24 protein-coding genes and 1 pseudogene are annotated in these 25224 nt (G+C 71.5%); 3 read left to right on the forward strand and 22 right to left on the reverse strand.

Features of this window, described 5'->3' with window-relative positions; translation table 11 throughout:
- The 6 genes and pseudogenes from EF918_RS37680 to rpsD all read right to left on the reverse strand — a co-directional run.
- Window positions 1-487, reverse strand: a pseudogene (locus tag EF918_RS37680) (hypothetical protein); the annotation flags it as partial.
- Window positions 488-568: 81 nt separating this feature from the next.
- Window positions 569-1039, reverse strand: a complete 471-nt coding sequence (ruvX, locus tag EF918_RS14040) for a Holliday junction resolvase RuvX (protein ID WP_125645432.1) — start codon at window positions 1037-1039, stop codon at window positions 569-571.
- Between the two features lie 4 nt (window positions 1040-1043).
- Window positions 1044-3713, reverse strand: coding sequence for an alanine--tRNA ligase (gene alaS, locus EF918_RS14045; RefSeq protein ID WP_125645434.1), 2670 nt, complete (start codon window positions 3711-3713; stop codon window positions 1044-1046).
- Complete coding sequence (locus EF918_RS14050) at window positions 3713-4054, reverse strand: hypothetical protein (RefSeq protein ID WP_125645436.1); 342 nt, start codon at window positions 4052-4054, stop codon at window positions 3713-3715. The genes alaS and EF918_RS14050 overlap by 1 nt, the downstream gene beginning before the upstream one ends.
- A gap of 7 nt (window positions 4055-4061) precedes the next feature.
- Window positions 4062-4514, reverse strand: a complete 453-nt coding sequence (locus EF918_RS14055) for a DUF948 domain-containing protein (protein WP_125645438.1) — start codon at window positions 4512-4514, stop codon at window positions 4062-4064.
- A gap of 199 nt (window positions 4515-4713) precedes the next feature.
- Window positions 4714-5325, reverse strand: coding sequence for a 30S ribosomal protein S4 (gene rpsD / locus EF918_RS14060; RefSeq protein ID WP_125645440.1), 612 nt, complete (start codon window positions 5323-5325; stop codon window positions 4714-4716).
- Between the two features lie 287 nt (window positions 5326-5612).
- Between rpsD and EF918_RS14065 the strand changes: the two genes are divergently transcribed.
- Window positions 5613-6284 (forward strand): DUF2470 domain-containing protein, encoded by a 672-nt coding sequence (locus tag EF918_RS14065; RefSeq protein ID WP_260610178.1) that lies wholly within the window; start codon window positions 5613-5615, stop codon window positions 6282-6284.
- 54 nt (window positions 6285-6338) lie between these two features.
- Here the strand turns inward: EF918_RS14065 and EF918_RS14070 are convergent, their stop codons facing one another.
- The 4 genes from EF918_RS14070 to EF918_RS14085 are packed head-to-tail and all read right to left on the reverse strand — an operon-like array spanning window position 6339 to window position 10412.
- Window positions 6339-7691: a replication-associated recombination protein A gene (locus EF918_RS14070; protein ID WP_125645444.1), complete on the reverse strand. Its 1353-nt coding sequence runs from the start codon at window positions 7689-7691 to the stop codon at window positions 6339-6341.
- A 57-nt stretch (window positions 7692-7748) separates the two neighbouring features.
- On the reverse strand, window positions 7749-8366 hold the full coding sequence (locus EF918_RS14075) for a vitamin K epoxide reductase family protein (protein WP_125645446.1): 618 nt from the start codon (window positions 8364-8366) through the stop codon (window positions 7749-7751).
- 58 nt (window positions 8367-8424) lie between these two features.
- Complete coding sequence (gene hisS, locus EF918_RS14080; RefSeq protein WP_125645448.1) at window positions 8425-9687, reverse strand: histidine--tRNA ligase; 1263 nt, start codon at window positions 9685-9687, stop codon at window positions 8425-8427.
- An 11-nt stretch (window positions 9688-9698) separates the two neighbouring features.
- Complete coding sequence (locus EF918_RS14085; protein WP_125645450.1) at window positions 9699-10412, reverse strand: MBL fold metallo-hydrolase; 714 nt, start codon at window positions 10410-10412, stop codon at window positions 9699-9701.
- Between the two features lie 159 nt (window positions 10413-10571).
- Here EF918_RS14085 and EF918_RS14090 point away from each other — a divergent pair, with 159 nt between their 5' ends.
- The gene (locus tag EF918_RS14090) at window positions 10572-11357 is read left to right on the forward strand and encodes a peptidylprolyl isomerase (RefSeq protein ID WP_125645452.1); all 786 of its coding nucleotides are present in this window, start codon (window positions 10572-10574) and stop codon (window positions 11355-11357) included.
- Window positions 11358-11526: 169 nt separating this feature from the next.
- Window positions 11527-12756 carry a DUF349 domain-containing protein gene (locus tag EF918_RS14095; protein ID WP_125645454.1) on the forward strand — a complete coding sequence of 410 codons (1230 nt, stop codon included), beginning with the start codon at window positions 11527-11529 and terminating at the stop codon, window positions 12754-12756.
- 99 nt (window positions 12757-12855) lie between these two features.
- Here EF918_RS14095 and EF918_RS14100 read toward each other — a convergent pair whose 3' ends face one another.
- The 12 genes from EF918_RS14100 to EF918_RS14155 form a co-directional block, all read right to left on the reverse strand.
- The gene (locus tag EF918_RS14100) at window positions 12856-15276 is read right to left on the reverse strand and encodes a bifunctional (p)ppGpp synthetase/guanosine-3',5'-bis(diphosphate) 3'-pyrophosphohydrolase (protein WP_125645457.1); all 2421 of its coding nucleotides are present in this window, start codon (window positions 15274-15276) and stop codon (window positions 12856-12858) included.
- A 237-nt stretch (window positions 15277-15513) separates the two neighbouring features.
- A complete protein-coding gene (locus EF918_RS14105) occupies window positions 15514-16056 on the reverse strand; it encodes an adenine phosphoribosyltransferase (RefSeq protein WP_125645459.1) in 543 nt (180 codons plus the stop codon).
- Complete coding sequence (gene secF / locus EF918_RS14110) at window positions 16053-17099, reverse strand: protein translocase subunit SecF (RefSeq protein ID WP_125645461.1); 1047 nt, start codon at window positions 17097-17099, stop codon at window positions 16053-16055. Before secF ends, EF918_RS14105 begins: the two co-directional genes overlap by 4 nt.
- Window position 17100: 1 nt before the next feature.
- Complete coding sequence (secD, locus tag EF918_RS14115) at window positions 17101-18906, reverse strand: protein translocase subunit SecD (protein ID WP_125645463.1); 1806 nt, start codon at window positions 18904-18906, stop codon at window positions 17101-17103.
- Window positions 18907-19062: 156 nt separating this feature from the next.
- Window positions 19063-19518 (reverse strand): preprotein translocase subunit YajC, encoded by a 456-nt coding sequence (gene yajC / locus EF918_RS14120; RefSeq protein ID WP_260610180.1) that lies wholly within the window; start codon window positions 19516-19518, stop codon window positions 19063-19065.
- 165 nt (window positions 19519-19683) lie between these two features.
- Window positions 19684-20754 (reverse strand): Holliday junction branch migration DNA helicase RuvB, encoded by a 1071-nt coding sequence (ruvB, locus tag EF918_RS14125; RefSeq protein WP_125645465.1) that lies wholly within the window; start codon window positions 20752-20754, stop codon window positions 19684-19686.
- A gap of 73 nt (window positions 20755-20827) precedes the next feature.
- Window positions 20828-21460, reverse strand: a complete 633-nt coding sequence (gene ruvA / locus EF918_RS14130; RefSeq protein WP_125645467.1) for a Holliday junction branch migration protein RuvA — start codon at window positions 21458-21460, stop codon at window positions 20828-20830.
- Window positions 21457-21993 carry a crossover junction endodeoxyribonuclease RuvC gene (gene ruvC, locus EF918_RS14135; RefSeq protein ID WP_125645469.1) on the reverse strand — a complete coding sequence of 179 codons (537 nt, stop codon included), beginning with the start codon at window positions 21991-21993 and terminating at the stop codon, window positions 21457-21459. Before ruvC ends, ruvA begins: the two co-directional genes overlap by 4 nt.
- A gap of 108 nt (window positions 21994-22101) precedes the next feature.
- Complete coding sequence (locus tag EF918_RS14140) at window positions 22102-22854, reverse strand: YebC/PmpR family DNA-binding transcriptional regulator (RefSeq protein WP_125645471.1); 753 nt, start codon at window positions 22852-22854, stop codon at window positions 22102-22104.
- Between the two features lie 59 nt (window positions 22855-22913).
- The gene (gene pdxT / locus EF918_RS14145) at window positions 22914-23507 is read right to left on the reverse strand and encodes a pyridoxal 5'-phosphate synthase glutaminase subunit PdxT (RefSeq protein ID WP_125645473.1); all 594 of its coding nucleotides are present in this window, start codon (window positions 23505-23507) and stop codon (window positions 22914-22916) included.
- A gap of 12 nt (window positions 23508-23519) precedes the next feature.
- A complete protein-coding gene (gene pdxS, locus EF918_RS14150) occupies window positions 23520-24431 on the reverse strand; it encodes a pyridoxal 5'-phosphate synthase lyase subunit PdxS (RefSeq protein ID WP_125645475.1) in 912 nt (303 codons plus the stop codon).
- Window positions 24432-24573: 142 nt separating this feature from the next.
- Window positions 24574-25113, reverse strand: coding sequence for a hypothetical protein (locus EF918_RS14155; protein ID WP_125645477.1), 540 nt, complete (start codon window positions 25111-25113; stop codon window positions 24574-24576).
- Between the last annotated feature and the right edge of the window lie 111 nt (window positions 25114-25224).

Here is a 25224-nt window from a genome sequence, read left to right on the forward strand (position 1 = left end):
GGCCGGGCGGCCCGCGCCCCGCGGCTAGGCGACCCAGTGCGGCCGGTCCACCGCCGGCGCCAGCGGGACCCCGTCGTGGAAGGCGGCGGCCAGCCGCCGCACGCCCTCGTCCAGCCGCTCGGGCGGCCTGGCCGATCATCTGACCGGTATCCCAGGCCTGTCCGCCGTAGGTCTGCTGCGGGGCCGGCTGCTGGAGGTGCGGGTCCAGGTACTGCTGCGGGTACTGCGGGGAGGACCCGGTGTGGTCCCCGGCGTGCGGGGCGTACCCCTGGGCATACTGCTGCGGGTGCTGCGCGTGCGGCTGCTGCGGGTACGGCTGATGTTGCTCGTGCTGCGGGTGTTGCATGTGCGACATGGCGTGCTGCTGGTACTGCGGTTCCTGGGGATAGTGCTGCGGGACCTGCTGTCCCTGCCACCCCGGGTCCCCGTACAACGGGTCCTCGGGGTGCCACGGTTCGGGGGCCTGGCCCCGTCCATACTCAGTCATCGATCCCCTAGTGCGCCGCGTCGAAGAGCCGACGGCTGTTCGAAATGCCGCCACATCGCGCGGAACGTTACCGTATCGCGATCAGATGACCACTTCGACGCACTCACCGGGCGGATTACCTGATACCCGTTCGGTCTCAAGAGCGTTTTGCAGGATGATCACCGCCGCGGCCTGGTCGATGACCGCCCGGCCCTTCTTGGCGTTCTTCCCCGAGGCCCGTAGCCCCTGGGCGGCCGTGACCGTGGTCATCCGCTCGTCGACCAGGCGCACCGGCACCGGCTTGATGCCCTTCGCCAGCTCCCCGGCGAAGGCCCGCACCTTGGCCGCGGCCGGCCCTTCGCGCCCGCTCAGCGAGCGCGGCAGGCCGACCACCACCTCCAGCGGTTCGTACTCCTCGACCAGCAGGCGCAGCCGCCGGTGGGCGGCCGGGACGTCACGTCCCGGCACGGTCTCCACCGGCGTGGCGAGCACCCCGTCGGGGTCGCACGAGGCGACCCCGATCCGGGCGTCACCGACATCGATCGCCAGGCGTCGGCCGCGGCGCAGCGCCATGGTGTCAGGCCGTCTCTACGACGAGCCGCTCGACCGCGGCGATGGCCTCCGGCACGGCGGCCGGGTTCTGGCCGCCGCCCTGGGCCACGTCGGGCTTGCCGCCACCGCCGCCGCCGAGGGTCTTGGCGGCGGTGCGCACCAGGTCACCGGCCTTGAGGCCGCGCTCGCGGGCCGCCTCGTTGGTGGCGATGACGGTGAGCGGGCGCCCGTTGGCCACGGTGAACAGGGCCACGACGGCCGGGCGGTCGCCCGGGATGCGGCCGCGGACGTCGAGGACCAGCTTGCGCAGGTCGTCGGCGCCGGTACCGTCCGGCACCTGGCCGACCACGAGGGCGACCCCGTGGATGTCCTGGGCGTTCTCGGCGAGACCGGCGGCGGCCTGCAGGACCTTCTCCGCGCGGAACTTCTCGATCTCCTTCTCGGCGTCCTTCAGCTTGCCGAGCATGGCGGCGATCTTCTCCGGCAGCTCCTCGGGACGGCCCTTGACCAGCTCCTGGAGTTGGGCGACGACCGTGTGCTCCTTGGCCAGGAAGTTGTACGCGTCCACGCCGACGAGGGCCTCGACGCGGCGCACGCCGGAGCCGATGGAGGACTCGCCGAGCAGCTTCACCAGGCCGAGCTGGCTGGTGTTGGCCACGTGGGTGCCGCCGCACAGCTCCTTGGAGAAGTCGCCGATGGTCACCACGCGGACCTGCTCGCCGTACTTCTCGCCGAACTCGGCGATGGCGCCCTGCTTCTTGGCCTCGTCGATGCTCATGATCTCGGCGGTCACGTCGAGCTCGCGGGAGAGCACGTCGTTGATCTTCTGCTCGACGTCGGTGAGGACCGTGCCGGGGACGGCGTTCGGCGAGCCGAAGTCGAAGCGGAAGCGGCCGGGGCTGTTCTCGGAACCGGCCTGGGCGGCCGTCGGGCCGAGGGCGTCGCGCAGCGCCTGGTGGGTCAGGTGGGTGGCCGAATGGGCCCGGGCGATGGCCCGGCGGCGCCGGACGTCGATGGCGGCGTAGGCGGAGGCGCCCACGGTCACCTCGCCGACCTGCACCGTGCCCTTGTGCACGGACACGCCCGGCACCGGCTGCTGCACGTCGCGGACCTGGATCACGGCCCCGGTGTCGAGCTTGATCCGGCCCTGGTCGGCGAGCTGGCCGCCGCCCTCGGCGTAGAACGGGGTGCGGTCGAGGACGACCTCGACCTCGTCGCCCTCGGTTGCGGCCGGCGAGGAGACGCCGTTGACGAGCAGGCCGACGACGGTGGCCTCCCCCTGGTCGGTGGCGTACCCGGTGAACTCGGTGGCGCCGGCGCCGTCGGCGATCTCGCGGTAGGCGGAGACGTCGGCGTGGCCGGTCTTCTTGGCCTTGGCGTCGGCCTTGGCGCGGTCACGCTGTTCCTGCATCAGGCGGCGGAACCCGGGCTCGTCCACGGTGAGGCCCTGCTCGGCGGCCATCTCCAGGGTGAGGTCGATCGGGAAGCCCCAGGTGTCGTGGAGCAGGAACGCCTTGTCGCCGGAGAGGACCGTGCCGCCGGCGGCCTTGGTCTCGGTCACGGCGGTGTCGAGGATGTTGGTGCCGCCCTTGAGGGCCTTGAGAAACGCGGCCTCCTCGGCGAGGGCGACGGTCTCGATGCGCTTGCGGTCGGTGACGAGCTCCGGGTACTGCTGGCCCATCGTGTCGATGACGACGTCGAGGAGGTCCTGGACCACGGGGCCGGTGGCGCCCATGAGGCGCATGTTGCGGATGGCGCGGCGCATGATGCGGCGCAGGACGTAGCCGCGGCCCTCGTTGCCGGGGGTGACGCCGTCGCCGATGAGCATGACGGAGGTGCGCATGTGGTCGGCGACCACGCGCATCGAGACGTCGGTGTCCTTGGCGGCGCCGTAGCGGACCCCGGTCAGCTCGGTGGCCTTGTCCATGACCACGCGCAGGGTGTCGGTCTCGTACATGTTCTGCACGCCCTGGAGGATCATCGCCAGGCGTTCGAGGCCGAGACCGGTGTCGATGTTCTTGGAGGGCAGGTCGCCGAGGATCGGGAAGTCCTCCTTGCCCTCGCCGGCGCCGCGCTCGTACTGCATGAAGACCAGGTTCCAGATCTCCACGTACCGCTCGTCGTTGACGGCCGGGCCGCCCTCGACGCCGAACTCCGGGCCACGGTCGTAGTTGATCTCGGAGCAGGGTCCGCACGGGCCGGGGACGCCCATGGACCAGAAGTTGTCCTTCTTGCCCAGGCGCTGGATGCGCTCGGCGGGGACGCCGATCACGTCACGCCAGATCGTCTCGGCCTCGTCGTCGTCGAGGTAGACGGTGATCCACAGCTTCTCCGGCTCCAGGCCGTAGCCACCCTTGTCCTGGGGGGTGGTGAGCAGCTCCCAGGCGTACTTGATGGCTCCTTCCTTGAAGTAGTCGCCGAAGGAGAAGTTGCCGCACATCTGGAAGAACGTGCCGTGGCGGGTGGTCTTGCCGACCTCTTCGATGTCCGGGGTGCGCACGCACTTCTGCACGCTGGTCGCGCGGGGGGCCGGCGGCTTGGTCTCACCGAGGAAGTACGGCTTGAACGGGACCATGCCCGCGTTGACCAGCAGCAGAGTCGGGTCGTCCGCGATGAGCGACGCCGAAGGGACGACGGTGTGACCGCGCTCCTCGAAGAAGCTCAGCCAGCGGCGGCGAATCTCAGCCGACTCCATCAGTGGTCCTCATTCCGGTTGTACGAAAAGTTCGGTCGGTGGTTCTGGTGGGGCTCGATGGCCCGCTGCCGGCGCGGCGCCGGCAGGGCGCGCACGTTGTCCGGCCGGTCGGGATCCTGGGTCAGGCCCAGTGCGTCGTTCAGCTCGTCCTGGCGCTGGAGCATTCCCGAGCGGACGTCGAGGGCGAAGTCCTTCACGCGGTGGCCCGCCTCGATGGCCTTGTCCACGCCGCGCGCGGCCAGGCTCTCGGGGGTCAGCTGCTTCAGCTTGCGGTTGACCTTGGTGGTGGCCCACACGCCGGCGGCGGCGCCTGCGGTGAACCAGAAGGTGCGGCGGAACATCGCTTGGTCAGTCCTTCTGCTTGCGGCGCCAGCCGGTGCGGGCGGCGGAGGAACGGGCGGCCGGAACGGAGCGGCCGACGATCACAGTACGACGCCCGGAGCGGGACGGCACGTCCTCCGAACGGCCCAGTGCCTTGCGCACGCCGTAGCCGAACGCGGCGACCTTCACCAGGGGCCCGCCGAAGGTGGAGGCGACGGTGGAGGAGAGCGCGGAGGCGTTGGAGGTGACCTCCTGGACGTCGCTGGTGATCGCGTCGACGCGGTCGAGCTGGGTGCGGGCCGAGCGGACCGTGGTGGAGGCGTCCGCGAGCAGCGGGACGGCCTGCTCGGTCACGTCGGCCACCAGCTTGGTGGTCGCCTTGAGGGTCTGGGCCAGCCTCACCAGCACCACCGCGAGGAACGAGACCAGGATCGCCCAGAAGACGGCCACGAGGATCCCGGCCACCTCTCCACCGGACACGTTGCACCGCTCCCTGCACAGAGAAAAAGTCTTCCCCCGACCCTATCGCGCCGGGGGCGGGCCGCCGTACCCGAATTCCGGGCCCGGCGGGCGCGGACCGCGGGGACCGTGGGGTCCGCACACGGACGCGGCGAGCCCGCCACCCCGGACGGGGTGACGGGCTCGCGGAACAGCCTGTGAGGCTACGCCGGCCGGAGGATCAGCGGGCGTAGTACTCGACGACGAGCTGCTCGTCGCAGATCACGGGGATCTCCTTGCGCTGCGGGTCGCGGTCCAGGCGGAACGCCAGGGCCTTCAGGTTGACCTGCAGGTAACGGGGGGTCTCGCCCTCGCCCGCGTAGCCACCCTCACGGGCGACCTGGAAGGGGTGCTTCTCGCGGGAGCGCTCGCGCACGGTCACGACGTCGTCGGGACGGACGCGGAAGGACGGCTTGTCCACCTTGCCGCCGTTGACCTCGATGTGGCCGTGAACGACCATCTGGCGGGCCTGGTAGATGGTGCGGGCGATGCCCGAACGCAGCACCAGGGCGTCGAGGCGACGCTCGAGCTCGACGACGAGCGCCTCGCCCGTCTTGCCCTCGGCCTTCTTCGCGCGGTCGTACGCGCGGGCCATCTGCTTCTCGGAGATGTCGTACTGAGCGCGCAGGCGCTGCTTCTCCAGCAGACGGACCTTGTAGTCCGAGGTCTGCTTGCGGCCACGGCCGTGCTCACCCGGCGGGTAGGGGCGAGCCTCGAAGTACTTGACGGCCTTCGGCGTCAGGGCGATGCCGAGCGCACGCGACTTCTTGACCTTGGGTCGTGCCTGGTTCACGTGGAACCTACCTCCATGTAAGTTAGGTGAGCCTTACCTTATTCGAGGAGGACGTAATGTCTCGACCACATGGGATCTCCCTGCCCAGTGCGCACCGCAGTTCGGACGAGAAACGATCCACGTCCGCTTGCGACGACGGTAGGCAAGGTCAGCCGCGTCCCAGGGAAGGCGTTCGACAGCTCACCGGAGCCGAACGCGTACGAACCCTCGTAGAGTCCAACGCCTCAGTATCCCTCACGTTGCCGGGTGCTCGTGACACGAGGTACCCGGAGGAGTTCGGGACGGGGATGCCGGCCGCGCGGACCGTCACCCCGGACGGGGACGTGCTCCTCCTGGTACCAGGGGAATCCGCGGCCGCCAGGGCAGCCGCTCACGCCCAGGACGACGACCTCACAGCGGTGATCGAGATCACGGATGTGGCGCCGGTGTCCGTGCCCCATCGTATCCGGGGCCGCGCCTGGCTCGCGGGCTGGCTGACCCCCGTACGCGGCGCCGAGCGGGAGACCTGCGCCGCGCTGCTGGCCGAGCGGCACCCGGTGGGCGAGCTGCTGGGCACCCTGGAGGCCCTGGACGACACCGGCCGGCCCGCCTGGACGCTGCTGCGGCTGGAGGTCGGCGAGATCACCGTGGACGACCTGTGGGGCGCCGAGCACGTGGACCCCGAGGCGCTCGGGACCACCGAGCCCGACCCGCTGGTGGCGCACGAGACCGAGGTCCTCCAGCACCTGGCCGCCGCCCACGGGGACCGGGTGCGCGAGCTGTGCGGGCTGCTCGGCCCCCGGGCCGCCGACCTCGACGCCGTCCCGGTGGCCCTGGACCGGCTCGGCCTGCGGGTGCGCTTCACCGGCGCCGCGGCCGGCACCTTCGACGCCCGCTTCGACTTCCCCACGCCGGTGACCGACGTCTGCGGACTGCGCCGGGCGATGCAGAGCCTCTTCGCGGCGGCCTCGGACTCCTGAGGACGGCACGGACGGCGGGGGGACGCTCCGGCCGGCCCCGCAACCGGACCGGCGCTAGGCGTCGCCGCGCAGCCGGGCGCGGACCTTCTCCACCACGTCCGCGTACCGCGCCTCGGCGCCGTAGCGGGTGGGCTCGTAGTAGCGCTTGCCGTGGAGGGCGTCCGGCGCGTACTGCTGGGCCGCGATGGCGCCGGGCACGTCGTGCGGGTAGACGTACCCCTGGGCGTGGCCCAGCTTGGCCGCGCCCTTGTAGTGCCCGTCGCGCAGGTGGGCGGGGACCGGGCCGGCCAGCCCCGCGCGGACGTCGGCCAGGGCGGCACCGATCGCGGTCGTGGCCGTGTTGGACTTCGGGGCCAGGGCCAGCGCGATCGTGGCGTGCGACAGGGTCAGCGCCGCCTCCGGGAAGCCGATCATCGCCACCGCCTGGGCGGCGGCCACCGCGGTCGGCAGGGCGGTGGGGTCGGCGAGGCCGATGTCCTCGCTGGCCGAGATCATCAGCCGGCGGGCGATGAACCGCGGGTCCTCCCCCGCCTCGATCATCCGGGCCAGGTAGTGCAGGGCGGCGTCCACGTCCGAGCCGCGGATCGACTTGATCAGCGCGCTGGCCACGTCGTAGTGCTGGTCGCCGTCCCGGTCGTAGCGCACGGCCGCCCGGTCGACCGTCTCCTCCAGGGTCTCCAGGGTGATCCCGGGCTCGCCCTTGGCGATCGCCGCCCCCGCGCCGGCCTCCAGGGCCGTCAGCGCCCGGCGGGCGTCGCCCCCGGCGATCCGCAGCAGATGGGCCTCGGCGTCCTCGTCCAGGGTCACCGCCCCGCCCAGTCCCCGCTCCTCCGCCAGGGCCCGGTGCAGCAGCCCCGAGAGGTCCTCGTCGGTCAGCGGCTCCAGGGTCAGCAGCAGCGAGCGGGACAGCAGCGGGGAGATCACGGAGAAGTACGGGTTCTCGGTGGTGGCCGCGATCAGCGTCACCCAGCGGTTCTCCACGGCCGGCAGCAGCGAGTCCTGCTGGGCCTTGCTGAAGCGGTGGATCTCGTCGAGGAAGAGGACGGTCTCCTTGCCGTACCCGCCGGCGGCGCGGCGGGCGCCGTCGATGACGGCCCGGACCTCCTTCACCCCGGCCGTGATCGCGGACAGCTCCACGAACCGCTTCTGCGTGGCCTGGCTGACCACGTACGCCAGGGTGGTCTTGCCGGTGCCGGGCGGCCCCCACAGGATCACCGACGACGCGCCGGCCGGGCCGCCCCCGCCCTCGCCGACCAGTCGGCGCAGCGGCGAGCCGGGTCGGAGCAGGTGCTGCTGGCCGACGACCTCGTCCAGGGTGCGCGGGCGCATCCGCACGGCCAGCGGTGTGCTGGCCGGGTCCTTCTCCTGGCGGTCCTCGGCGGCGGCGGTGAACAGATCGGGCTCCACGTCCTGAAGCCTAGTTCAGGGCACCGACAACGCCGCCGCCCGCCGGAACCCCGGGCGTCAGGAGGTCCAGAAGTCCCACCAGCGCGTGAGGATCAGCATCCCGATGATCCCGACGTGCAGCACCGGCGGCACCCAGGCGAACTCGCCGAGGAACGCGCGCAGCCAGCCCGGGGCCGGCAGCAGCCCCTCGCGCACGTTGTGCGCGGTGACGTACCAGAACATGAAGATCGTCGCGACCCAGGCCAGGCAGCACCACAGGCACAGGGAGTTGATGTTGTAGAGCGACTGGTAGGTCAGCCAGGCGCAGAACCCCACGCCGAAGAGGGTGCCGGCGTTGAACGTCAGCCAGTACCAGCGGCGGAACCGGGCCCCGGCCAGCAGGCTCATGCCGACGCAGATGACGATGCCGTAGCTGACCAGGCCCAGCATGGGGTTCGGGAAGCCGAACGCGGACGCCTGCTCGCTCTTCATGATGTTGCCGCAGGCCACCACGGGGTTCAGGCTGCACCCGGGGACGAAGGTCGGGTCCTCCAGCAGCTTGAACTTGTCGATCGTGATCACCCAGGCGGCCAGCAGGCCCATGGCCCCCGTGATCACCAGCAGCCAGGCGAACGCCCGGCTCGCGCCGACCGTGCCCGTGGTCTCCGTACCCGCTTGCGTACCCGCTTTGGTCATGCGGTGCATTGTGCCGTACGGACCTGTGGGCCCCCGGGGGGCCCACAGGTCGCACCGGTCACGCGAGGCGCGCGCGGACCGCCTCGACCAGCGCGTCCACCGGGACGGCCGTCTGCTCGCCGGACTCCATGTCCTTGAGCTGGACGACGCCCTCGGCGAGGTCCCGCTCGCCGGCGACCACGGTGAAGCGGGCACCGCTGCGGTTGGCGTCCTTCATCGAGCCCTTGAGGCCCTTGCCGCCGAAGGAGAAGTCCGTGGCGACCCCGGCCTTGCGCAGCTCCACCACCTTGCCGAACAGCATCCGGCGGGCCTCCTCGCCGAGCGCCACGGCGAACACGCTGGTGGTCGCCGGGATGTCCAGCTCGACGCCCTCGGCCTCCAGGGCCAGCACCGTACGGTCCACGCCCAGGGCCCAGCCCACGGACGGCAGCGCCGGGCCGCCGATCATCTCGGACAGGCCGTCGTAACGGCCGCCGCCGCCCACCGCGGACTGCGAGCCCAGACCGTCGTGCACGAACTCGAAGGTGGTGCGGGTGTAGTAGTCCAGCCCGCGCACCAGCTTCGGGTCGTCCTCGAAGGCCACGCCCGCCGCCGTGATCAGCGCGCGCACCTCCTCGTGGTACGCCTTGCAGGCGTCGCACAGGTAGTCGCGCAGCAGCGGCGCGTCCACGAGCTGCTTCTGCACGTCGGGCCGCTTGTCGTCGAGCACGCGCAGCGGGTTGATCTCGGCCCGGCGCAGCGTCTCCTCGTCCAGGTCCAGCCCGCGCAGGAAGGCCTGGAGGGCCTCCCGGTACACCGGGCGGCACTCCTTGTCGCCCAGCGAGTTCAGCAGGATGCGGAAGTTCGCCAGGCCCAGCGAACGGTAGGCCTGGTCGGCCAGGATGATCAGTTCGGCGTCCAGGGCCGGGTCCTCGGCGCCGATCGCCTCGGCGCCGACCTGGGAGAAGTGCCTGTAGCGGCCCTTCTGCGGGCGCTCGTAGCGGTAGTACGAGCCGGAGTACCAGAGCTTGACCGGCAGGTTGCCCTGCTTGTGCAGGCTGGCCTCCAGCGCCGCGCGCAGCACCGACGCGGTGCCCTCGGGGCGCAGGGCCAGCTTGTCGCCGCCCTTGGTCTCGAAGGCGTACATCTCCTTGGAGACGATGTCGGTGGACTCGCCGACACCGCGGGCGAAGAGGTTGACGTCCTCGAAGCCCGGCGTCTCCACGTAGCCGTACCCGGCCGTGCGCAGCGGCGCGGAGATGGCCTCGCGGACCGCCAGGTACTTCGCCGAGAACGGCGGGATCAGGTCGTAGGTGCCCTTGGGGGCCTTGAAAGTGCTCACGGAACTTCTCGTCACATTCCTCGTCGTGGAGCGGCGGTCGGGTCCGCTCCCAGGCCGGCGGCGACCTCCCGGAGGTACGGGTTGGTCACGCGTTCGCGGCCGATGGTGGTCTGGGGGCCGTGGCCGGAGAGCACCACGGTCGAGTCGTCGAGCGGCAGGCACACGCGGGCCAGCGAGTCGAGGATCTCGGCGTGGGAGCCACCGGGCAGGTCGGTACGTCCGATGGAGCCGGCGAAGAGCAGGTCGCCGGAGAACAGCACGGACGGGACGTCCGCGGCCTCCGGCATCCGGAAGGTCACCGACCCCTTGGTATGGCCGGGCGCGTGCGCCACGGTGAGGTCCAGACCGGCCAGCTTCAGCGAAGCGGCGTCGGTCAGCTCCCGGAGGTCGTCCGGCTCCCCCACGGTGAGCTCGCCCAGCAGCGGCATCCCGATCGAGCGTCCCAGGGCCTTCTCCGGGTCGCTCATCATGTAGCGGTCCTCGGGGTGGATCCAGGCGGGCACGTCGTGCGCGCCGCACACCGGGACAACCGAGGCCACGTGGTCGAGGTGGCCGTGGGTGAGGACGACGGCGACGGGCTTGAGGCGGTGCTTCTTGAGCGTCTCCTCGACTCCCTGGGCGGCCTGGTGGCCCGGGTCGATGATCACGCACTCCTCACCGGCGGCGGGGGCGACCAGGTAGCAGTTGGTCCCCCAGGCCCCGGCCGGGAACCCGGCAATCAGCACGTTCGTCCTTTGGTAGTCGTCCGTCGGGAGGGTTGCTGCAGATCAGAGCCTACCGGCGCGGCTCATCGCACAGCGAACCCATATACGGTACGGCCTGTCCGGGCCCGGACAGATGTACCCACAGACGTACGTCGTACAGAGCAAGGAGACGAGAGCCAGGTGGCCACGAGCGAACAGCGGCGGCGTCAGCTCGCCAGGGAGAAGTTCGAGCGGCAGCAGAAGCGGCGGGCGGAGGCGCGCAGCAAGGCGCGCCGGCGCGCGCTGGTGGTCGGCGCCGCGGTGGCGGCGGTGGTCGCGCTGCTGATCGGCCTGGCCGTGGGCGGGGTCTTCGGTGGCAAGGACACCAAGGACGGCGCGGCCGACAGCCCGTCGCCGACGCCCACGCCGTCCACGCCGAAGCAGTCGCCGTCGCCCGCGATGGCGATCGACCAGAAGGCGAAGTACACCTTCGCGCTGAAGACCAGTGCGGGTGACATCACGTTCGAGATGGACGCGGCGAAGACGCCGCAGACGGTGAACTCGTTCAAGTCGCTCGCCGACAAGAAGTACTTCGACAACACCAAGTGCCACCGGCTGACCACCTCGGGCATCTACGTGCTCCAGTGCGGCGACCCCGAGGGCACCGGCCGCGGCGGCCCCGGCTACACCATCCCGGACGAGAACCTGGACGGCCTGGGCAAGCCCAACGAGCAGGGCCAGGTCGTCTACCCTGCCGGCACGGTCGCCATGGCCAACACGGGCCGTCCCGGCTCGGGCGGCAGCCAGTTCTTCCTGGTCTACAAGGACAGCCCGCTGCCCCCGACCTACACCCCGTTCGGCAAGATCGACGCGGCCGGCCTGAAGGTGCTGGAGGAGATCGCCAAGCAGGGCACCGCCGACGGCGGCCAGGACGGGGCGCCCAAGACCCCGGTGACGGTCCAGCAGGGCACGGTCACCAAGAACTGAAACCCCGGGTGAACCGCCGGGCCGGGAATTCCGTCGTGCGGGATGCGGACAGCCGGCCCGGCGGTCGCCTATGTTGGCGTTGTGCAGGGCGGGCGCTGCCCGCCCCAGGAAACTGTGGACGATGCCCCGGGGGCGGACCCCCGCGCAGGCATCAGGTGGAGGAGGCGCTGTGAGCAGCGACCCGTGGGGCCGCGTCGACGAGACGGGCACCGTGTACGTGCGTACTGCCGATGGCGAGCAGGTCGTCGGCTCGTGGCAGGCGGGCACCCCCGAGGAGGCCCTGGCCTACTTCGAGCGCAAGTACGAGGGGCTGGTGGTCGAGATCGGCCTCCTCGAACGGCGGGTGCGGACCACCGACCTGTCCGCCAAGGACGCGATGACGGCGATCGAGCACCTGCGCACGCAGGTCGACGAGCACCACGCGGTGGGCGACCTCGCCGCGCTGCGGACCCGGCTCGACCGGCTCGTGGCGAGCGTGGACTCGCGCCGTGAGGAGCGCAAGGCCGCCAAGGCCAAGCAGACGGACGAGGCCCGCAAGGCCAAGGAGGACCTCGTCGACGAGGCCGAGCAGCTCGCGCAGAGCGACCAGTGGCGGGCGGCCGGTGAGCGGCTGCGGGCCCTGGTGGACACCTGGAAGGGTCTGCCGCGCCTGGACCGTAAGTCGGACGACGAGCTGTGGCACCGCTTCTCGCACGCCCGCTCGGCCTTCTCCAAGCGCCGCAAGGCGCACTTCGCGTCGCTCGACGCGCAGCGCGAGGAGGCGCGCCGGACCAAGGAGCGGCTGGTCGCCGAGGCCGAGGCGCTGTCGAAGTCGACGGACTGGGGTCCGACGGCGGCCCGCTACCGCGAGCTGATGGCGGACTGGAAGGCGGCCGGCCGGGCCCAGCGCGAGGCCGAGGACGACCTGTGGAACCGCTTCCGCGGCGCCCAGGACATCTTCTTCGCGGCCCGTTCCGAGGTGTTCGCCGAGCGCGACGCGGAGCAGGTGGAGAACCTCAAGCTGAAGGAGGAGCTGGCCGAGGAGGCCGAGAAGCTCGTCCCGGTGACCGACCTGAAGGCGGCCCGGGCCGCGTTCCGTTCGGTCAACGAGCGCTGGGAGGCCATCGGTCACGTGCCGCGCGACGCCCGGTCGCGGGTCGAGGGCCGGATGCACGCGGTCGAGCGGGCGATCCAGGAGGCCGAGGAGGCCGAGTGGCGCCGGACGAACCCCGAGGCGCGGGCCCGTGCGGCGGGGCTGACCGGTCAGCTCCAGGCGGCCGTGGACAAGCTGCGGACGCAGATCGACGCGGCGCGCGCGGCGGGCAACAACGCCAAGGCCGACAAGCTCGCCCGTGAGCTGGAGGGCCGCCAGGCCCTGCTGGACCAGGCCCTGAAGGGCCTGGAGGAGTTCGGCGGCTGACAGCCGGCCGACTCCCTGGGCGGAGCACGCCGAAGGCCCGGTACGCGGTGCGCGTACCGGGCCTTCGCGTGCCCCGGGGCCGTGGGCCCCGGGGCCGGGTCAGGGCCGGCGGGCCGAGGTCACGCGGTAGACGTCGTAGACGCCCTCCACGCCCCGGACGGCCTTCAGGACGTGGCCCAGGTGCTTGGGGTCGCCCATCTCGAAGGTGAAGCGTGAGGTGGCGACCCGGTCGCGGGAGGTCTGGACGGCCGCGGACAGGATGTTGACGTGCTGGTCGGACAGCACCCGGGTGACGTCCGAGAGCAGCCGGGACCGGTCCAGGGCCTCGACCTGGATGGCGACGAGGAAGACCGAGGACTGGGTGGGTGCCCACTCGACCTCGAGGATCCGCTCGGGCTGCTGCGAGAGCGAGTCGACGTTGACGCAGTCCGCGCGGTGAACCGATACGCCACTGCCGCGGGTGACGAAGCCGATGATCGGGTCGCCCGGCACCGGGGTGCAGCAGCGGGCCAGCTTGACCCACACGTCCTCGACGCCCTTGACGACCACGCCCGGGTCGGCGCTGCCGCGCCGCTTGCGGCCGCGCGACGGCGGGACGCTCTCCTCGATGTCCTCGTTGGCCGCTTCCTCGCCGCCGAGGGCCTGCACCAGCTTCTGCACGACGCCCTGCGCGGCCACGTGGCCCTCGCCGATCGCCGCGTACAGCGAGGAGATGTCGGGGTAGCGCATCTCGTGGGCGAGCGTGACGAGCGAATCGCCGGTGAGGATCCGCTGGATGGGCAGGTTCTGCTTGCGCATGGCCCGCGCGATGGCGTCCTTGCCCTGCTCGATCGCCTCGTCCCGGCGTTCCTTGGAGAACCAGCCGCGGATCTTGTTGCGGGCCCGCGGGGACTTCACGAAGCCCAGCCAGTCGCGGGACGGGCCGGCGCCCTCGGCCTTGGAGGTGAAGACCTCGACCAGGTCGCCGTTGTCGAGGGTGGACTCCAGCGGGACCAGCCGGCCGTTGACCCGGGCCCCTATGGTGCGGTGCCCGACCTCGGTGTGGACGGCGTAGGCGAAGTCGACCGGGGTGGCGCCGGCGGGCAGCGCTATGACGTCGCCCTTGGGCGTGAAGACGAAGACCTCGTTGCGGGAGAGGTCGAAGCGCAGCGAGTCGAGGAACTCGCCCGGGTCCTCGGTCTCCTTCTGCCAGTCCAGGAGCTGGCGCAGCCAGGCCATGTCGTTGACGGTGTCCTGGCCGGCGCTGCCCTTGGCGGCCTGCGGGACGTCGGTGCGCACCTTGGAGGCGCCGGCGACGGTCTGCTGCTTGTACTTCCAGTGCGCGGCGATGCCGTACTCGGCCCGGCGGTGCATGTCGAACGTGCGGATCTGGAGTTCGACCGGCTTGCCGTTGGGCCCGATGACCGTCGTGTGCAGCGACTGGTACATGTTGAACTTGGGCATCGCGATGTAGTCCTTGAACCGCCCGGGAACGGGGTTCCAGCGGGCGTGGACGGTGCCCAGGGCCGCGTAGCAGTCGCGGACGGTGTCCACCAGGACGCGGATGCCCACCAGGTCGTAGATCTCGGCGAAGTCGCGGCCCCGCACGATCATCTTCTGGTAGACGCTGTAGTAGTGCTTGGGCCGGCCGGTGACGGTGGCCTTGATCCGGGCGGCGCGCAGGTCGGTCTGGACCTCGTCGGTGACCAGGGCGAGGTATTCGTCGCGCTTGGGCGCCCGTTCGGCGACGAGGCGGACGATCTCGTCGTACATCTTCGGGTAGAGGATGGCGAACGAGAGGTCCTCGAGCTCCCACTTGATCGTGTTCATGCCGAGGCGGTGGGCCAGCGGCGCGTAGATCTCCAGGGTCTCGCGGGCCTTCTTCTCCTGCTTCTCCCGCTTGAGGTAGCGCATGGTGCGCATGTTGTGCAGGCGGTCGGCCAGCTTGATGACCAGGACCCGGGGGTCCTTGGCCATGGCGACGACCATCTTGCGGACGGTCTCGGCCTGGGCGGCCTCGCCGAACTTGACCCGGTCGAGCTTGGTGACGCCGTCCACGAGCAGGGCGACGGCGTCGCCGAAGTCGCGGCGCAGGTCCTCCAGCCCGTACTCGGTGTCCTCGACGGTGTCGTGGAGCAGGCCCGCCATCAGGGTGGCGGGGTCCATGCCGAGCTCGGCGAGGATGGTGGTGACCGCGAGCGGGTGGGTGATGTACGGGTCGCCGCTCTTGCGCTTCTGGCCGCGGTGCCAGCGCTCGGCCACCTGGTAGGCGTGCTCCAGCTGGCGCAGCGTGGCCGTCTCGATCTTGGGGTCGTTGCTGCGGACTATGCGCAGCAGGGGCTCCAGGACCGGGTTGTACGGATTGGAGCGCTGGACGCCCAGCCGGGCGAGACGGGCCCGTACCCGGTTGGACGAACCGGCCGGCTTGAGCGGCACGGGCCTGGCCGGCGGCGCGAGCGGCGCGGGCGCCGGCTTGGGCGCGGCGGGCCGGTCCGCCGGGTCGGGCTGAGCGGCGGAGAGTGGCTGGACCTCGTCTGGCAAGAGCGCTCCTCAGGGGGTCCCCCCGGGCGGAGTCCGGGGGAGGATCCGGTGCCCCGGTCAGGTCCGGATAAACCATGGTAGCGAGCCTGGCGCGGACGTGTTCGCCGTGGTCGTCCCGTGGACGTACGCACGCCCGGACGCGGGTGGTCGGGGCCCGTACGCAGCTCCCGCAACCGAACGCGGCAGCGGCGGCCGCCCGGGGACCGGGCGACCGCCGCTGCGGTGGTACGGGTGGGCTCAGACGACGATCAGCGCGTCCAGCGGTGCCCCGGACAGGGCCGGCTCCAGACGGGCGCGGCCCGCGAGGAAGCCGAGCTCCATCAGGACCGCGACGCCCGCGACCTCGGCACCGGCCCGCCGGATCAGCTCCAGCGAGGCTTCGGCGGTGCCGCCGGTGGCCAGGACGTCGTCGATGACCATGACCCGGTCGCCCGGTGCCAGGTCCTCGGCGTGGACCTCGATCTCGGCCGTGCCGTACTCCAGCGCGTACGCCTGCTTCAGGGTCGCCCCGGGCAGCTTGCCCGCCTTGCGGACCGGTACGAAGCCGACGCGGGCCTGGACGGCCACGGGGGCCGCCAGGATGAAGCCGCGGGCCTCCAGGCCGACGATCTTCGTGGCGCCGTAGCTGCGGCACAGCCCGGTCAGGGCGTCCGTCAGGGCCCCGAAGGCCTCCGGGTCGGCCAGCAGCGGGGTGATGTCCTTGAACATCACGCCCGGCTCCGGGTAGTCCGGGACGTCCTTGATCCGGCCGAGCAGCAGTTGGAGGATCTCCTCGCTCACCGGCGGCGTCCCGTCGTCCGGCCGCCGCGGCCCTGGGCCACGACCTCGGGCGTCCCGTCCGCCTCGGTGTCGGAGTCGCCCTTGGCGCGCTTGGCGAGCACCCGCTTGGTCAGGGCCTTCATCGCCGGCTCGCGCTCCTTGAGGTCGACGACCAGCGGGGTCGCGATGAAGATCGAGGAGTACGCACCGGCGGCGAGGCCGACGAACAGCGACAGCGAGATGTCGTTGAGCATGCCCGCGTCGAGCAGGCCGCCGCCGATGAACAGCAGGGCGCCGACCGGCAGCAGGGCGACGACCGTGGTGTTGATCGACCGCACCAGGGTGCCGTTGACGCTCTTGTTGGCCAGCTCGCTGTAGGTGAAGCGGGTCTGCTTGGTGATGTCCTTCGTCGACTCCTTGAGACCGTCGAAGACGACGACGGTGTCGTAGAGCGAGTAACCGAGGATCGTCAGCAGACCGATCACGGTGCCCGGGGTGACCTCGAAGCCGACCAGCGCGTACACGCCGACGGTGATGGTGAGGTCGTGGATCAGGGCGATCAGGGCGGCGACGGCCATCCGCCACTCGAAGGCGATGGCCAGGTAGATCACCACGAGCACCATGAAGACGCCCAGGCCCGTCCAGGCCTTGTCGGCGATCTGCTCGCCCCAGCTGGGACCGACCAGGTCCGCGTTGATCTGCTGCTCGGGCACCTTGAGGTCGGCCGCGAGCTTGGTCTTCACGGCGTTGGCCTGCGCGGTGTCCAGCTCGGAGATCTGGATGCGCAGCGTGCCGTTGCCGAGCTGCTGGACGATCGCCTGGTGGCCGGAGGCCTTCTCGGCGCTCTCGGTGGCCTTGTTCACCGACACCGAGGTCTTCGGCGTGGTGAAGACGGCACCGCCCTTGAACTCGATGCCGAAGTTCAGGCCCTGGACGGCCAGGGCGACGGCCGCCGTGATGGTGATCAGGATGGAGACGCCGTACCAGACGAAGCGCTTGCCGACGAAGTCGTAGCCGACCTCACCGCGGTACAGCTTGGCGCCGATGTCACCGAGCTTCGACATCTCACGCCTCCTTTGCGTCGACAGGAGCGGAAACGGGACGGCGGGAGCGCCGCAGCGGCGGCTTGGCGCCGAGCCGCTTCGGGTCCAGCCCGGACCACGGGTGACCGCTGGAGAAGAACTTCGTGCGGGCCAGCAGCGTCATGATCGGCTTGGTGAAGAAGAACACCACGACCACGTCGAGCAGGGTGGTCAGGCCCAGCGTGAACGCGAAGCCCTGCACCTTGCCGACGGTGACGATGAAGAGCACCGCGGCCGCCAGGAACGACACGAAGTCGGAGACCAGGATGGTGCGCCGGGCACGCGGCCAGGCCCGCTCCACCGCCGGGCGCAGGGTGCGTCCCTCGCGGATCTCGTCCCGGATGCGCTCGAAGTAGACGATGAAGGAGTCGGCGGTGATACCGATGGCGACGATCGCACCGCAGACGGCGGGCAGGTTCAGCGCGAAGCCGATGCCCTTCCCGAGCAGCGCCATGATCGTGTACGTCAGGATCGCCGACACCAGGAGGCTGACGATGGCGATGAAGGACAGGCCCCGGTAGTACACCAGCAGGTAGATCACCACGAGGGCGAGGCCGATCGCACCGGCGATCAGGCCGGCCCGCAGCTGCTCGCCGCCGAGCGCGGCGGTGACGGTGGTGACGCTGTCCTCCTGGAAGGACAGCGGCAGGGCGCCGTAGGACAGCATGTTGCCCAGGTCCTGCGCGGACTGCTGGTTGAAGCCGCCGGAGATCTCGGCGCTGCCGCCGGTCAGCGCGGTCTGCACGTACGGGTCGGAGACGACCTCGCCGTCGAGCACGATCGCGAACTGGTTCTGCGGGGACTGCTTGGCCGCCAGCTCACCGGTGATCTTCGCGAAGGCGTCGGCGCCCTTGTCGTTGAACTGCATCGTGACGATCCACATGCCACGCTGCGGGTCGATCTGGCCCTTGGCGTCCTTGACGTCCTTGCCCTCGACGGCGACCGGGCCGAGCAGCCACTTGCCCCACTGGCCGGCACCGTTCTTGCCGCAGGCCACGGTGGGGTCCTCGGGCTTGGCGCCCTTGCCCGCGTTGGCCCGCTGGTCGGGGTTGGTGCAGTCCAGCGCGGCGAACTTCGCCTGGAGCGCGGCCATGCCGGCGTCCGCACCCGACGGGGTCGGGGTGGGGGCCGCCTTGTCGTCTGCCTTCTTCGACTCGCTCGCCGACGGGCTCGGCGAGCCCGTCGCGGCCGGGGCCTTGAGGGCCTCGCTCAGGGCGCGGCCCTGCGAAGTGGCGCTGGACGACGGGGTGGCCGACGGGCTCTTGCCGTCGCCGGCCTTGGGGGCGCCCGCGCCGCTCGCGGACGGGCTCGGCGATCCGGAGGCGCCGGGCGTGGCGGAGGGGTTCGGCGTACCGCTGGTCTCCGGCGGGACCGGCGCACCGGCCGCGACCTGGAGCACGGGGCGGAAGTAGAGCTGCGCCGTCGTACCGACCTGCTCGCGGGCCTGCTTCTCGTTCGTCCCCTTGGGGATGTTCACGATGATGTGGTCGCGGCCCTGGGTCTGGACCTCGGCTTCGGACACACCCAGACCGTTGACACGGCGCTCGATGATGCCGACCGCCGTGTTCATGTTGGTCTCGTTGATCGCGTCGGGCTTGCCCGGCTCGCTCTTGGCCTTGAGCGTGATGCTCGTACCGCCGGCGAGGTCGATGCCCAGCCGAGGAGTCGTCTGCCCGGAGATGAACATCCCCGCGGTGAGCGCCACCATCGCGATCAGGATGAATGCCAGGGCGCGCCCCGGCCTCCCCTGAGCCCCCGTGGGCCGCCGGCCCTTCTTCGGTGCTGCCACCTTGTCTGTTCTCCCTGTCCAACCGCCCCGCGCGCTCGATGTGTGGCGCGGGCGGCCCCGAATGTGTGGTGGGGACCCCTGCCCCCCGCAGTAGCGGTGACGGACGAGGACCGTGCGGATCGCCGGTCCGGCGTCCGCACGGTCCCGCGCCGAACGTTACTTCGCGCCGGTCTCGCCGTCGCCCTTGGTGTCCTTGGCGTCCTTGGTCTCGTCGGCCTCGGTCCCGTCGGCCGCCCCGTCCTTCTTGCCCAGGTCGAGCTTGGGCGCCTCGTCACCCTTGTCGAGGGTCAGGGAGGAGGCGTCGTCGGGCACGACGGGCGTCTCGGTGCCGTGGACGATGCGGTTGTACTCCGCGTCCTCCAGCACCGCGCCGATGGCGTTCTTGGCGAACACCGCGTGGACGCCGGGGGCGAGCTCCAGGAGGACGGTGTCGTCGTTGACCTCCTTGACCGTGGCGTACATGCCGCCGATCGTGCGCACACCGGTGCCGGGCGTCATATGGTCCCGCATCTGCGCCGCCGCCTGCTGCTTCTTCTTGGCGGAACGGGTCATCAGGAACATCGCCCCGATGAGCACGATGAACGGGAGGAAAGTCACGAGACTGTTGTTCACGGGACGAAGATCCTTCGCACGACCGCGCAGGAGAGCGGCCTGTTTCTACGGGGGTGGGCACACCGACCTGTACGGTCGGCATCGGCGGAGTCTAGGCGAGTCCGCACCGATGGAACAACGCCCAGCATGGCACCGCCGTTCCCGGCGGGGCGAACCTCCGCGCCGTCAGACCCCGAAGAGGCCCTGCTGACCGCCCTGGGCCGGCGGGGGCGTGAGGCCCAGGTGGGCCCAGGCCGCCGGGGTGGCCACCCGCCCGCGCGGGGTACGGGCCAGCAGGCCCTCGCGGACCAGGAACGGCTCGGCCACCTCCTCGACCGTCTCGCGCTCCTCGCCCACCGCCACGGCCAGGGTGGACAGGCCCACCGGGCCGCCGCCGAACAGTTTCAGCAGGGCCTCCAGGACGGCCCGGTCCAGCCGGTCCAGGCCGCGCGCGTCCACCTCGTAGACCTGCAGGGCGCTGGCGGCGACCTCGCGGGTGATCACGCCGTCGGCCTTGACCTGGGCGTAGTCGCGGACGCGGCGCAGCAGCCGGTTGGCGATGCGCGGGGTGCCGCGGGAGCGGCCGGCGATCTCGGCGGCGCCGGCCGGGTCGATCTCCACGTCGAGGAGTCCGGCGGAGCGGTGGACGACCCGCTGGAGCTCCTCGGGGGCGTAGAACTCCATGTGCCCGGTGAAGCCGAAGCGGTCGCGCAGCGGCGGGGGCAGCAGGCCGGCCCGGGTGGTGGCGCCGACCAGGGTGAAGGGCGGCAGCTCCAGCGGGATGGCGGTGGCGCCGGGGCCCTTGCCGACGATCACGTCGACGCGGAAGTCCTCCATCGCCATGTAGAGCATCTCCTCGGCGGGCCGGGACATGCGGTGGATCTCGTCGAGGAAGAGGACCTCGCCCTCCTGGAGGGAGGACAGGATCGCGGCGAGGTCGCCGGCGTGCTGGATGGCCGGGCCGGAGGTGATCCGGATGGGGGCGCCCATCTCGGCCGCGATGATCATGGAGAGGGTGGTCTTGCCCAGTCCGGGCGCGCCGGAGAGCAGGACGTGGTCGGCGGTGGCCCCGCGCTGCCGGGCCGCCTTGAGGACGAGGTCGAGCTGCTGGCGGACCTTTTCCTGGCCGACGAACTCGCCGAGGTCCTTGGGCCGCAGGGCCGCCTCGACGGCCTGGTCGTCGCCGCCGGCATCGGCGCCGACCAGCCGCTCGTCCGCGGCGGCGGCGCCGCTGTCCGTCTCGTCGTCCCAGTTCACGGTGGTCTGCCATTCCTGTTGGTCGTGCGGTGGTCTGCGACCGGGGGCTGCGCCCCCGGACCCTCCCCGGGGCCTACCGGGCCCGGTTCAGGGTCTGGAGGGCGGCCCGCAGCAGCTGGGGCACCGGGGCCGAGCCTCCGGAGGCGATGGCGGCCTCGGCCTGCGGGGTGACCGCCGCGACGGCCTCCTCCGCCTCGCGGGCGGCGTAGCCGAGTCCGACCAGCGCGGCGGAGAGCTGCTCGGTCCAGGGCGCCGGGCCCTGGGCCGCGGCGCGCTGGGCACCGACCAGGCCGCTGCTGCCCAGCGGCGCGCCGAGCTTGTCCTTGAGCTCCAGCAGCAGCTTCTGCGCGCCCTTCTTGCCGATGCCGGGCACGGCCGTGAGCGCCTTCTCGTCCCCGGTGGAGACCGCGAGCCGCAGCGCGTCGGGGGTGTGCACCCCGAGCATGGCCTGGGCCAGTCGCGGCCCGACCCCGCTGGCGGTCTGCAGCAGCTCGAAGACCTGTCGTTCGTCGTCGTCGGCGAAGCCGTACAGGGTGAGGGAGTCCTCCCGGACGACCAGGGAGGTGGCGAGCCGCGCCGGCTCGCCCTGGCGCAGTCCGGCGATGGTCTGCGGGGTGCACTGGACGAGCATGCCCACTCCCCCGACCTCGATCACGGCGGTGGTGGGGCTGACGGCTGCGACCGGGCCGGTCACGAAGGCGATCATCGGGTGCGGCCTTTCGCTGCGGAGGCGTGCTGGGCGACCGCCTGCTGGAGGCGGTTGACGGCGGGGGCCCGCCAGATGTGGCAGATGGCGAGGGCCAGGGCGTCCGCCGCGTCCGCGGGCCGGGGCGGCTCGGCGAGCCGCAGCAGCCGGGTCACCATGGCTCCGACCTGGGCCTTGTCGGCGCGGCCACTGCCGGTGACGGCGGCCTTGACCTCGCTGGGGGTGTGCAGCACCACCGGTATCCCGCGGCGGGCCGCGCACAGCATGGCCACCGCGCTGGCCTGGGCGGTGCCCATCACGGTGCGCACGTTGTGCTGGCTGAAGACCCGCTCCACCGCGACCACCTCGGGCCGGTGCTCGTCGAGCCAGGCCTCCAGGCCGGCCTCGACGGCGACCAGCCGCTCGGCGGTGTCCGCGTCGGCGGGCGTCCGGACGACCCCCACGCCGAGCATGGTCAGGGGACGGCCGGCCACGCCCTCGACCACCCCGACGCCGCACCGGGTCAACCCCGGGTCCACCCCGAGCACGCGCACGCCGCCCCTCCCTTCGAGCACCTGTTCCGGCAGGCTATCCCCTGCCACCGACAACGCAGCGGGCCGACGGGGGCGTGTCCCCCGTCGGCCCGCTCACGGCACCACGGATCAGGCGTCGACCTTCGCCATGACCTCGTCCGAGACGTCGAAGTTGGCGAAGACGTTCTGCACGTCGTCGCTGTCCTCCAGGGCGTCGATCAGCTTGAACATCTTGCGCGCGCCCTCCTCGTCGAGCTCGACCTGCATGGTCGGGACGAAGCTGGACTCGGCCGAGTCGTAGTCGTAGCCGGCCTCCTGGAGCGCGGTGCGGACGGCGACCAGGTCGGTGGCCTCGCTGATGATCTCGAAGCTCTCGCCGAGGTCGTTGACCTCCTCGGCACCCGCGTCGAGGACCGCGCCGAGGACGTCGTCCTCGGTCAGCTCGCCCTTGGGCAGCACGACGACGCCCTTGCGGTTGAACAGGTACGACACCGAGCCCGGGTCGGCCATCGAGCCACCGTTGCGGGTCATGGCGACGCGCACGTCGGAGGCGGCGCGGTTGCGGTTGTCGGTGAGGCACTCGATGAGCACCGCGACACCGTTCGGGCCGTAACCCTCGTACATGATCGTCGCGTAGTCGACGCCGCCGGCCTCCAGGCCGCCGCCGCGCTTGACCGCGCTGTCGATGTTCTTGTTCGGGACCGAGCTCTTCTTGGCCTTCTGGATGGCGTCGAAGAGGGTCGGGTTGCCGTCCGGGTCGGCGCCGCCGGTCCGGGCCGCGACCTCGATGTTCTTGATCAGCTTCGCGAAGAGCTTGCCGCGCTTGGCATCGATCACGGCCTTCTTGTGCTTCGTCGTAGCCCATTTAGAGTGGCCGGACATCCGCCATTCTCCTTCGCGTCAACCATTCTTGTTTCGCCACTGATCCTACCGGGGTCCGGTCAGGCTCCCGCGCGCACCATCTCGACGAAGTACGCGTGGACCCGGTCGTCGCCGGTGAGCTCCGGGTGGAAGGAGGTCGCCAGGACGTTGCCCTGGCGCACCGCGACGGTGTGGCCGTCGTACGTGGCGAGCACCTCGGCGGACGCGCCGACCGACTCCACCCAGGGGGCGCGGATGAAGACGCCCTCGACCGGGCCGCCCTCGATGCCGGAGAAGTCGATCTTCGCCTCGAACGACTCGTTCTGCCGCCCGAAAGCGTTACGGCGCACGATCATGTCGATGCCGCCGAGCGTCTCCTGGTCCTCGCGGCCGTCCAGGATCTTGTCGGCCAGCATGATCATGCCGGCGCAGGTGCCGTAGACCGGCATGCCGGCGCGCACGCGCGCGCGCAGCGGCTCCAGCATGCCGAACAGGACCGCGAGCTTCGACATGGTCGTCGACTCGCCGCCGGGGATGACCAGGGCGTCGACCTCGGCGAGCTCCTCGGGGCGCCGGACCGGCCTGGCCACGGCGTCCGCCGCGGCCAGGGCGATCAGGTGCTCCCGTACGTCGCCCTGGAGGGCCAGAACGCCGATGACGGGGGGGTTGTTCATCTCGGGTGCGCCTTACCAGCCGCGGTTCGCGTAGCGCTCGGCCTCGGGCAGGGTGTCGCAGTTGATGCCGACCATGGCCTCGCCCAGGTTGCGGGAGGCGTCCGCGATGATCTTCGGGTCGTCGTAGAAGGTGGTGGCCTTCACGATGGCGGCGGCGCGCTTGGCCGGGTCGCCGGACTTGAAGATGCCGGAGCCGACGAAGACGCCCTCGGCGCCGAGCTGGCGCATCAGCGCGGCGTCGGCCGGGGTGGCGACGCCGCCGGCGGAGAACAGCACGACCGGGAGCTTGCCGAGCTCGGCGACCTCCTTGACGAGCTCGTACGGGGCGCGCAGCTCCTTGGCGGCGGCGTACAGCTCGTTGTTGTCGAAGCCGCGCAGCTTGGCGATCTCGTTCTTGATCTGGCGCAGGTGGCGGACGGCCTCGACGACGTTGCCGGTGCCGGCCTCGCCCTTGGAGCGGATCATGGCCGCGCCCTCGGCGATGCGGCGCAGGGCCTCGCCCAGGTTGGTGGCACCACAGACGAAGGGGGTGGTGAAGGCCCACTTGTCGGAGTGGTTGACCTCGTCGGCCGGGGTCAGGACCTCGGACTCGTCGATGTAGTCGACGCCGAGGGACTGCAGGACCTGGGCCTCGACGAAGTGGCCGATGCGGGACTTGGCCATGACCGGGATGGAGACCGCGTCGATGATCTCCTCGATCATGTTCGGGTCCGACATGCGGGCGACGCCGCCGTCCTTGCGGATGTCGGCCGGGACCCGCTCCAGGGCCATGACGGCCACGGCGCCGGCGTCCTCGGCGATCTTCGCCTGCTCGGCGTTGACGACATCCATGATCACGCCGCCCTTGAGCTGCTCGGCCATGCCGCGCTTGACGCGCGCGGTGCCGGTCTCGGGGGCCTGGGGGGTGGTCGGAAGCGTGCTCACGGGGTGACCTCACTCGAAAGGGAAGACGGGTACCGCGGTGGTACTCGGGCTGGTACTCGGCCGAGGAAACCGTCCCGGACCAGTCCACTGCAAGGGCCAATCTGGAGCCGGTGGATCCTTTCGAGTTGGCCTTGAGGTACAACTAGGGCCGGTCGGCCAGGTGCGCCGGGGGTTCGTCGTCCATCTCGAAGGCCAACGGGAACGGGGCGTGGCCGGCCAGCCGGAACCAGCGGACCTTGCGGTGGCGGCGCAGGGCGCGGGCCGCGCGGACGGCGTCGTTGTGGAACCGCCGGGCCATCGGCACCCGCCGGACCGCCTCGGCGAGCTCGTCGGCGGCCTGTTCGCCGCCGGGGGCGTCACGCAGGGCCTCGACCTGGTCGGCGTCGGCGAAGACGGCGCGCAGCGCCTGGCTGAGCTCGCTCTCGGCGACCTCGCGGTGCTCCTCCTCGGCCTGGCGGGCGGCGTGGGCGGCCTCGTACAGCACGATGGAGGAGGCGGGGTCGAGCACGCCGGAGGTGGCCACCTCCAGCACGACGGAGGCCCGCCGCAGCAGCTGCGCGTCGAGCGCCGCGCGGGCGGCGTCCATCCGGGTGTGCAGCCGGTCGAGCCGACCCGCGGTCCAACTGAGGTAGACCCCGACGACCCCGAGCCCCAGGGCGACCCACACAAGCGTTTCGATCACGCCGGCCGACACTACCGCTTCCCGCCGCACCCCCTCCCCACGGCCCCTCCCGGGGCCGTGGGGAGGGGGTGCGGCGGGAAGCGGTAGTGTCGGCCGGCGTGATCGAAACGC

Source organism: Streptomyces sp. WAC06614 (assembly GCF_003949795.1).
GTDB lineage: Bacteria > Actinomycetota > Actinomycetes > Streptomycetales > Streptomycetaceae > Streptomyces.

Excerpts from the sequence above, each read along its gene's own strand:
- secF (WP_125645461.1), bottom strand. The coding sequence starts at position 17,099 with ATGTCGAAGCTCGGTGACATCGGCGCCAAGCTGTACCGCGGTGAGGTC.
- EF918_RS14075 (WP_125645446.1), bottom strand. The coding sequence starts at position 8,366 with ATGACCAAAGCGGGTACGCAAGCGGGTACGGAGACCACGGGCACGGTC.
- pdxT (WP_125645473.1), bottom strand. The coding sequence starts at position 23,507 with ATGAACAACCCCCCCGTCATCGGCGTTCTGGCCCTCCAGGGCGACGTA.
- ruvA (WP_125645467.1), bottom strand. The coding sequence starts at position 21,460 with ATGATCGCCTTCGTGACCGGCCCGGTCGCAGCCGTCAGCCCCACCACC.
- EF918_RS14050 (WP_125645436.1), bottom strand. The coding sequence starts at position 4,054 with ATGTTCCGCCGCACCTTCTGGTTCACCGCAGGCGCCGCCGCCGGCGTG.
- EF918_RS14065 (WP_260610178.1), top strand. The coding sequence starts at position 5,613 with ATGCCGGCCGCGCGGACCGTCACCCCGGACGGGGACGTGCTCCTCCTG.
- EF918_RS14140 (WP_125645471.1), bottom strand. The coding sequence starts at position 22,854 with ATGTCCGGCCACTCTAAATGGGCTACGACGAAGCACAAGAAGGCCGTG.
- ruvX (WP_125645432.1), bottom strand. The coding sequence starts at position 1,039 with ATGGCGCTGCGCCGCGGCCGACGCCTGGCGATCGATGTCGGTGACGCC.
- alaS (WP_125645434.1), bottom strand. The coding sequence starts at position 3,713 with ATGGAGTCGGCTGAGATTCGCCGCCGCTGGCTGAGCTTCTTCGAGGAG.